6 protein-coding genes are annotated in these 7627 nt (G+C 60.2%); 3 read left to right on the top strand and 3 right to left on the bottom strand.

The features are described from left to right. Nucleotides 1-255 precede the first annotated feature (255 nt). From ING15_RS07285 to ING15_RS07275, 3 genes are read right to left on the bottom strand one after another with little or no spacing between them, the layout of a single operon-like run. Complete coding sequence (locus ING15_RS07285) at nucleotides 256-1383, bottom strand: ABC transporter permease (RefSeq protein WP_206454114.1); 1128 nt, start codon at nucleotides 1381-1383, stop codon at nucleotides 256-258. Next, entirely contained in the window at nucleotides 1383-4130 is a 2748-nt protein-coding gene (rbbA, locus tag ING15_RS07280) for a ribosome-associated ATPase/putative transporter RbbA (RefSeq protein ID WP_206454113.1), read from the bottom strand. The genes ING15_RS07285 and rbbA overlap by 1 nt, the downstream gene beginning before the upstream one ends. Then, a complete protein-coding gene (locus tag ING15_RS07275) occupies nucleotides 4123-5124 on the bottom strand; it encodes an HlyD family secretion protein (RefSeq protein WP_206454112.1) in 1002 nt (333 codons plus the stop codon). The genes rbbA and ING15_RS07275 overlap by 8 nt, the downstream gene beginning before the upstream one ends. Before the next feature lie 559 nt (nucleotides 5125-5683). Here ING15_RS07275 and ING15_RS07270 point away from each other — a divergent pair. The 3 genes from ING15_RS07270 (at nucleotide 5684) to ING15_RS07260 (ending at nucleotide 7312) form a co-directional block, all read left to right on the top strand. Further along, the gene (locus ING15_RS07270; protein WP_206454111.1) at nucleotides 5684-6097 is read left to right on the top strand and encodes a hypothetical protein; all 414 of its coding nucleotides are present in this window, start codon (nucleotides 5684-5686) and stop codon (nucleotides 6095-6097) included. A gap of 184 nt (nucleotides 6098-6281) precedes the next feature. Continuing rightward, nucleotides 6282-6638 carry a hypothetical protein gene (locus ING15_RS07265; protein ID WP_206454110.1) on the top strand — a complete coding sequence of 119 codons (357 nt, stop codon included), beginning with the start codon at nucleotides 6282-6284 and terminating at the stop codon, nucleotides 6636-6638. A gap of 176 nt (nucleotides 6639-6814) precedes the next feature. Next, nucleotides 6815-7312, top strand: a complete 498-nt coding sequence (locus ING15_RS07260; protein WP_206454109.1) for a cytochrome c — start codon at nucleotides 6815-6817, stop codon at nucleotides 7310-7312. The last annotated feature ends 315 nt before the right edge of the window (nucleotides 7313-7627 follow it).

Raw genomic sequence — 7627 nt, 5'->3', positions numbered from 1 at the left:
CATTTCACTCCATAGTAATTGGACACTAACTATCCCGCCGGGGCGGTGGTTGCCAAGGGCGAATCCGCAAGCAACGCACGGAAAGCGTTCGAGATGCTGACAAACCGCCCAGCTGGACATTCATCGGTTCTGGCGTAGAGCCGCGATGAGGTGGACGGCCGTGGGCTCGAGGCCCGTCATTCGCCCATGGGGTCGCATGCCGAGATCTTCGACATTGCGTTTTAAAACTGGGTTGAGCGAGCCCACGTGTTCGGCCTACCGCGCGGCCGACATGGTTGCGCGAAAGCGTGACAGCGCCATAAGGAACAAGACGGTTCCGATTACGGCCATTGCAGCGAGTTGCCGCCAGACGATGTCGACGCCGGCGCCGCGAAATAGAACCGCCTGCGCAAAGCTCGTGAAATGGGTCGACGGGGCCGCCTGCATGATAATCTGCAGCAATTGCGGCATGCCATCGAGCGGTGACGTACCGCCGGAGAGCATATTCATCACGACAAAGAACGGAATGGCCAGGAGCGCGAACTGCGGCATGGAACTGGCGAAGGTCGACAGCACGATTCCCAGAGCGGTCATCGCATAGAGAAACACCGATGCGCCGAGCACGAACAGCGCAATCGAACCGCTGATTCTGACCGACAGCACTCCCTGGACGACGACGTATAGCGACAGAATGATCGCCAGCACGATCGCCAGACCATTGGCCCAGATCTTGGCCATCATGATTTCACCCGGTGTGACCGGCATGACCAGCAAATGCTCGATCGTGCCGCGTTCCCGCTCCCGGATCACCGCAGCACCCGACAGGATCAGGGACAGCATCGTGATGTTCGATACAATCTGCATCACCGACATGAACCAGCTCGAATCGAGATTCGGGTTGAATGCCGTGCGCATCGTCACGGTGACGGTTGGTGTGGAGGTTCCGACCGAACGGCTCAGGAACTCGGACAGCTGATTGGTGATGATCGTTTGAATATAGGCGGCACCGTTACCGGCCAGGGTCATGGCGGTTGCGTCGACGTTCACCTGGATATGCGGTCGGCGGCCGGAAAGCACGTCCGTCTGGAAGTTGACGGGAATATCGACCACGAAGGCGTAGCGACCCGCATCCATGGCCGGGTCGATCTGATTGAGCGCGAGGGTGGCGGGCAGTTGAAAATAGGGCTCCAGAAACGCCGCGCGGATTTGGCGCGACAGGTCGGAATGATCCTCGTCGACCACGGCGATGGAGGCATTGCGCAATTCCGTCTGCACACCGGTCGCAACCGTGTAGATCGCGAATGTAAAGGTGAAGAAAATCAGAAACAGCAGGACGGGATCGCGCCGAAGGCTGTTCAACTCCTTCACACCCAGCCGAAAAATGTTCTTCAATCGCTTGCGCATCAGGCTTCCTGCTTTTTCAGAAAGAATGTCGCGAGCGTCCAGAAGACGACACAGAAAACAGCGAGCCAGAGATAGCTCTGGTACAGAGCGGCGAAACCGAGTCCCTTGTTGAAAGTACCGCTGGTGACTTGCTGAAAGTAGAGTGCCGGGAAGGCATGCCCGATGATGCGTCCGGCGCCTTGCAGCGTCGAAACAGGGTAAAGCATCCCGGAAAAGTTCAGGCTCGGGATCATCACGATGATGGCCGATCCGAAAATCGCCGCCAGCTGCGTCGAGACGAAGGAGGAAATTACCAGACCCAGTGAAGTGGAGGCCGTGGCGAACAGGACCGCGCCGACCAGGAGTGCCAGAAAGCTTCCGGTGATCGGAACCTGAAAGTAAGCCGACATCAGGATGACGAGGCTGGCGAAACTCGCCATGGCGATGCCGATATAAGGCAGCTGTTTGCCGATCAGGAATTCCAGCTTGCTGGCCGGCGCGGCGTACAAATTGGTGATCGAGCCCAGTTCCTTCTCCCTGACGACGCCGAGCGCCGTCAGCATCGTCGCGAACATGTAGATCAACAGCATGAGGACGCCTGGCGAGATCGCGTAGACGCTCAAGAACGCCTGATTGTACCGGAAGCGCGTTTCGATATCGGCGAGAGGGGCGACGGGTTGGCCGACCGATTCTCGCCTGGAAAATTCCGCCAGATAACTGGCCAGCACCCCTTGCACGTAGCCCCGCGACGTTTCCGCCTGAAACGTCACCGCGCCGTCGAACCAGGCGCCGATATCCGGTGAGTGGCCAGCGAGCAGATCGCGGCCGAAGGTCGGGGGAACGATGAGCGCAAACCGCAGCTCCCCGCTCCGCAAACGCTGGTCGAGTTCGGCGCGAGTGCTGATCTCGGGACGTTCGTCAAAGTAGCGGGAGCTGGAAAAATTCTCGAGGAACGCACGACTTTCCTGAGACCGGTCTTGATCCAGAACCGCGTAGGTGAGTTTCTCCACATCGAACGAAATCCCGTAAGCCATGGCGACGGCGAGCACGATCGGCCCGAGTAATGCGAAGGCGATGCGAATGGGATCGCGGATCAATTCCATCGCTTCACGCCGCGCGAACGCCCACATGCGCCGCGCATCGAAGATGGAATGGGTCGCGGCGTGTGTTGCGGTCGCGGCCGGTGAAGCGTCAACCGGCGGAACGTCGCTCTGCGCGTCTGTTTCATCGATGCCGGCCGCATCCTCGAGATAGCCGATGAACGCATCCTCCAGCGTCTCGGAGCCCCGCGCCTGTCGCAGCGCGTCCGGAGCATCCATCGCCAGTATCTTGCCGGCATGCATGAGGGAGATACGATCGCACCGCTCGGCCTCGTTGACGAAATGGGTCGAGATGAAGATCGTCACGCCGTCCTCACGAGACAAAGCGATCAGCATGCGCCAGAATTCATCCCGCGCCACCGGGTCGACCCCCGATGTCGGTTCGTCGAGAATGAGCATTTCCGGCTTGTGGATCACCGCCACGGCGAGCTGCAATCGCTGGCGCACACCGAGCGGCAGGCTCTCGGGCAACTCATTGGCCACATCGATGAGATCGAAGCGTTCGATCATTTCCCGCACGCGGGCAGGGGACTCGGCTCTGGGGAGGTCGAAGAGGCTTGCGTGCAGGTCCAGATTCTGGCGGACGCTGAGTTCACCGTAGAGCGAGAATGACTGCGACATGTAGCCGACGCGCCGGCGGGTCTCCATGTCGTTTGCGTCGACCGCGTTCCCGAACAGCCTGGCCGCGCCCTCGGTCGGCGGCAGCAGGCCGGTCAGCATCTTCATGGTCGTTGTCTTGCCGCAGCCGTTCGAGCCGAGGAAACCGAAGATTTCACCGCGCTCGATCGTCACGGTCACATGGTCGACGGCGGTGAAGTCTCCGAACCGCATGGTGAGGCCGTTGGCCTCGATTGCCGGAACGCCATCATGGACGACCCTCGGCGGCAATTCCACAACTTCATGGCCCGCGCGTTTGGCTTCCGGCAGCAAGGCAATGAATGCTTCCTCGAGCGTCTCGCGGTCTGCGCGGATCTTCAGCTCGGCCGACGTGCCGGTCGCAAGTATTTTCCCTGCGTCCATGGCGATCAGGTGGTCGAACCCCTCCGCCTCTTCCATATAGGCGGTCGCCGTGATCACGCTCATGTGGGAACGGCGTGTGCGAATCCGGTCGATCAGCTGCCAGAACTGGCGTCGGGATAACGGGTCGACGCCGGTGGTCGGCTCGTCGAGGATCAGCAGATCGGGGTCGTGAATGAGCGAGCAGCACAGCGACAATTTCTGCTTCATGCCGCCTGAAAGCTTGCCGGCCGGCCGGTCCGAAAAAGGATGGAGACCAGTGCTGTGCAGCAGATCATCGATCCGCCAGGCGCGCTCGGACGCGGACTGGCCGAAAAGCCGGCCGAAAAAATCGACGTTCTCGCGGACCGACAGTGTCGGATAGAGGTTCCGCCCCAACCCCTGCGGCATGTAGGCGATCCGCATGCAGGCCTCGTTACGGTAGCGGCGCCCGGCCATGTCACCACCCAGAACCGTGACCTGTCCCGTCTGGATTTTTCGCACGCCCGCGATGAGGCCGAGTAGCGTGGATTTGCCGACACCATCGGGACCGATCAGCCCGATCATGCGCCCTGCGGAAATGTCTATCGAGACATCGTCGAGCGCCGTCACGGTCCCGTAGCGGTGGCTGACCGAGACGAGTTGCGCAACAGGTGGAGCGACCTCAGGCATCACCAGGGCTTTCCATCTCCGGCAAATTGACCTGGAGCTGTTCGGGCCATTCCGCCTCGGGCGAAATTCTGACATATGCCACGCCCGTGATGCCTGCTTTTACCCTCTGAGCATACCGAATGAGGATTTCCGGCGGCAGGCGCACCTTGACCCGAAACATGAGCTTCTCGCGCTCGCTCTGGGTCTCGACGTATTTCGGCGTGAACTGGGCATCCGCGGCAACGAACGAGACAGTCGCCGGCACGACGTATTGCGGTGCCGCGTCGGGAACGATGCGAGCTTCCGCACCGATCTCCAGCGGCCCTGCCTCGTCGGTCGGCAGGAAGATGGTCATGTAGACGTCCGTCAGATCAAGAAGTGTCAGGATACGACCGCCGGCAGGCAGAACCTCTCCGGGCTGCGCGACCCGGTACTCTATGCGACCACTCCGTGGCGCGGTCAGCACAGAGTCCTTCACGTTCTCAGCGATGCGCTTGGTCCTGGCAGCCGCGGCGGCGACGGCGGCTTTAGCCCGCTCTATCCCTGCGTCTGCGGATCTGACCGCAGCCTCGGCCGTCAGCTTCGCCGCCTGCCGCTGCTCGACCTTTTCAAGCGGCGTGTAGCCCTTCTCCCCGAGAGAGCGGGACCGCTCGTATTCCTGCTCCGCGAGGGCCAGCTCGCTCTTCCTCTGGGCAAGAAGCGCGATCGCCTGGTCCAGCTGTTGCTCGCTTTCATTGCGGGCCGCCTCGGCCTCCTGGAGCTGAGCCTCCAATTCGGCGGTGTCCATTTTGGCAAGGACCTGTCCCGCCGTGACAGTGTCGCCTTCTTCGACCAGCAGCTCCTTCACGCGGCCGGAAAACTTCGTCGCGATATCCACCCGTTCGGCCTCCAGGCGTCCGTTGGATTTTGCGAAACCGGCTGGCAGGTCCGCGGGCTTGAACTGGAGCCACGCGAAATATCCACCGCCGCCGATGAGCACGGCACTCAGGAGCAACACACCCAGTTTCCAGCGCATAAAATGCTCGCCCTTGTGGTAGTGTCGCGGCTCTCAGGAGCCGGACGATGGTCAATTGTTGCCCGCATCGCTAGCGTGGAATCTACCACCCTGCTTTGATCCAGCGCATTATCTGCTTTTCAGAGTCTCGTCGCCGCGAGCGTCGAACCGCGCGCATTTCATCCACCATCGCTACGACCATCGCGATTCTGGGCCGCGCCAAGGTCCGGTGCGGACCCGGGGGTCCGGGCCGGAGCGTGAGGCTGCCTCGCGGTCCAATCAACCAGCCAACGGGCACGACGTCCCGGACGGCTGCCGCATGCGAGGTTACGCGATGGTGACATAAGCGAACGAGTTGTCGGGATGGGTTGATGTTCCTCCACTCGAGCATGTCTTGAACTTGACAGTTAGCGATTAGTTGCTAACTTATCAAGGCAGACCTGTGCGAGTGAAATTCAGGCGATCTCGGCCGAGAATCCGTATTCAACCTCCGCCGTGGTGACCGTGCTCATCTCCGGTCGCCGGCAGGCGAATCTGACCGATTTCTGAAACGAGACCGCAATTGAGAAGGCGTGAGACGATGGCGATACGTCCCGGATCAAGACATCGCTGGATCATCGTCCTGGCGGTTATCGCGATCGCCTTCGGCGTCCTGACGATTTATTCTGGCAGCGCCATTCTTGTGAGCGACGGACCGGAACGCGTCGCGGCCGGGGCTTACGTGCCGTTCGTGCTGTGGTTCAACGTCGTCGCCGGTTTAGCCTACATCATCGCCGGCATTGGTCTTTATAATTGGCGAAAATGGGCAGTAAATTTATCTATACTCGTGGCGGTGGCGACGTTACTAGTATTTGCTGCATTCTGTGTGCACATCATGACAGGGGGAAGTTATGAGGTGCGCACGATCTTCGCCATGGTCTTGAGAAGTACGCTATGGCTGGCCATTGCTTCTTTCGCTTGGGTGACATGGAACAGAAGAGACCATGCGGAATGATGGGGCCTTTTGAAGGAGGCACCGTCATCGCAAGGTGCAGGACGTCATGAGTCGATGGCATCTCGAGGAAGGCGCCAGTTCGGACAGATCGAAAAGCAATGCGTCAGATCAGCAGATCGGGAGCCCTCGTCTTCCGCATGACGGCGATGGCGAATTCATGGGAACGGACGATCGGAGAGACATAATGACACGGTTTTCCAGGCTTCTTCTTTTTTCAGCAATTGCGCTCGGCGCCGGATCGACGTCGTCAGTCGCCGCGGAGATTTTGACCCCGCAGCAAATCTCCCAACAGATCGTTGGCAGAAAGCTGATCGCCAGTCGCATGGGAATGAGAGTCGACATGATCTATGCGTCGGATGGCACCGTGAGCATGAAATCTCTGCTCATGTCCGGTTCGGGGAGTTGGAGCTACTCGGCGGATGGCATCTGCATGGTGATGATCAGCGGTCCACGCCGCGGCAAGACCTGTGTCACCTTTGAGCCCTTAGGTAGCGGGAAGTACGTCAATTCCGAAGGGATCACACTGACCGTTCGCGAATAGGCTCGCGGCTGGAGCGCGTGCCACGTCGACCAAACCAGTCTGGCCAGTTGTGAGCCGACTGCCGCTCAACACGGCAACCCGAGCCCGACTATCCAATCGTTGCGGATACGTCCGGATGCCACGCGCTTCAGAAATAAACCAATTGACGATAAAGAAGAGGAGACAAGAGAATGAGGATGATGGACAAGATCGCCGACAGAAAGCGCTCGTGGAGCGTTCGGGGCGCTCTATGGCTTGGGATCGCCGCAAGTGTTGCTATCGGCGGCTCGGTACCGGCACAGAGCGCGGAGCCGGTTTCACCCAAGCTGACTGATACGCTTCGAGACCTCCTGCGCAAGGAGATGGTCTCCGTAGAGGATGCCAGCAAGCAGATCCTGTCCGCACTGGTGGCTGGGGATGACGCACGCGTGGCGGAACTAGCCCAGCGCATCCATGACAGCTTCATCCTGCAACAGTCGATGACGCCCGAAGATAGGAAGAATCTCATGGCGGCTGTTCCGAAGGGGTTCGTCGAACAGGACCGTGCTTTTCATACGATTTCGGCGGCGCTTGCCGATGCCGCGCGATCCGGCGACAGGGCGCAACAGCAAGAAGAGTACGGCAAGATGGTTGAGGCATGTAGCGCATGCCACGTTGAATACGCCACAGACCGCTTTCCGAAACTCTCCGAATGAACGCGTCATCTTTCGCTTTTCGCGCCCGAGCCTCAACGTGTTGCCGCATGCGCTCGCCCATGCTGACGGGGTGAGGCCCCGGCGTTCCTGCTCAACTGGCCGGCGCTCGACAAGGCCGCGGCGCTGGTGCTGCAGCCCGAGCGTGATGGCACGGAGTTCATTATGAGCTTCTGACGCTGGCCGCGGATGCGCTGGTGGGAAAATCTCCACTGCGGCAACAAGGCTGCTTCGGGCGATGGTCGACTTTGCTCTCGAACGGGCGAGGGTCAAGCGGTATCGCCATGTGGCGAGCGATCGTCTTGATCTCCTGACGCT

Source organism: Aurantimonas marina (assembly GCF_017183135.1).
GTDB lineage: Bacteria > Pseudomonadota > Alphaproteobacteria > Rhizobiales > Rhizobiaceae > Aurantimonas > Aurantimonas marina.
This window is presented reverse-complemented; position numbering and strand designations above follow the sequence as displayed.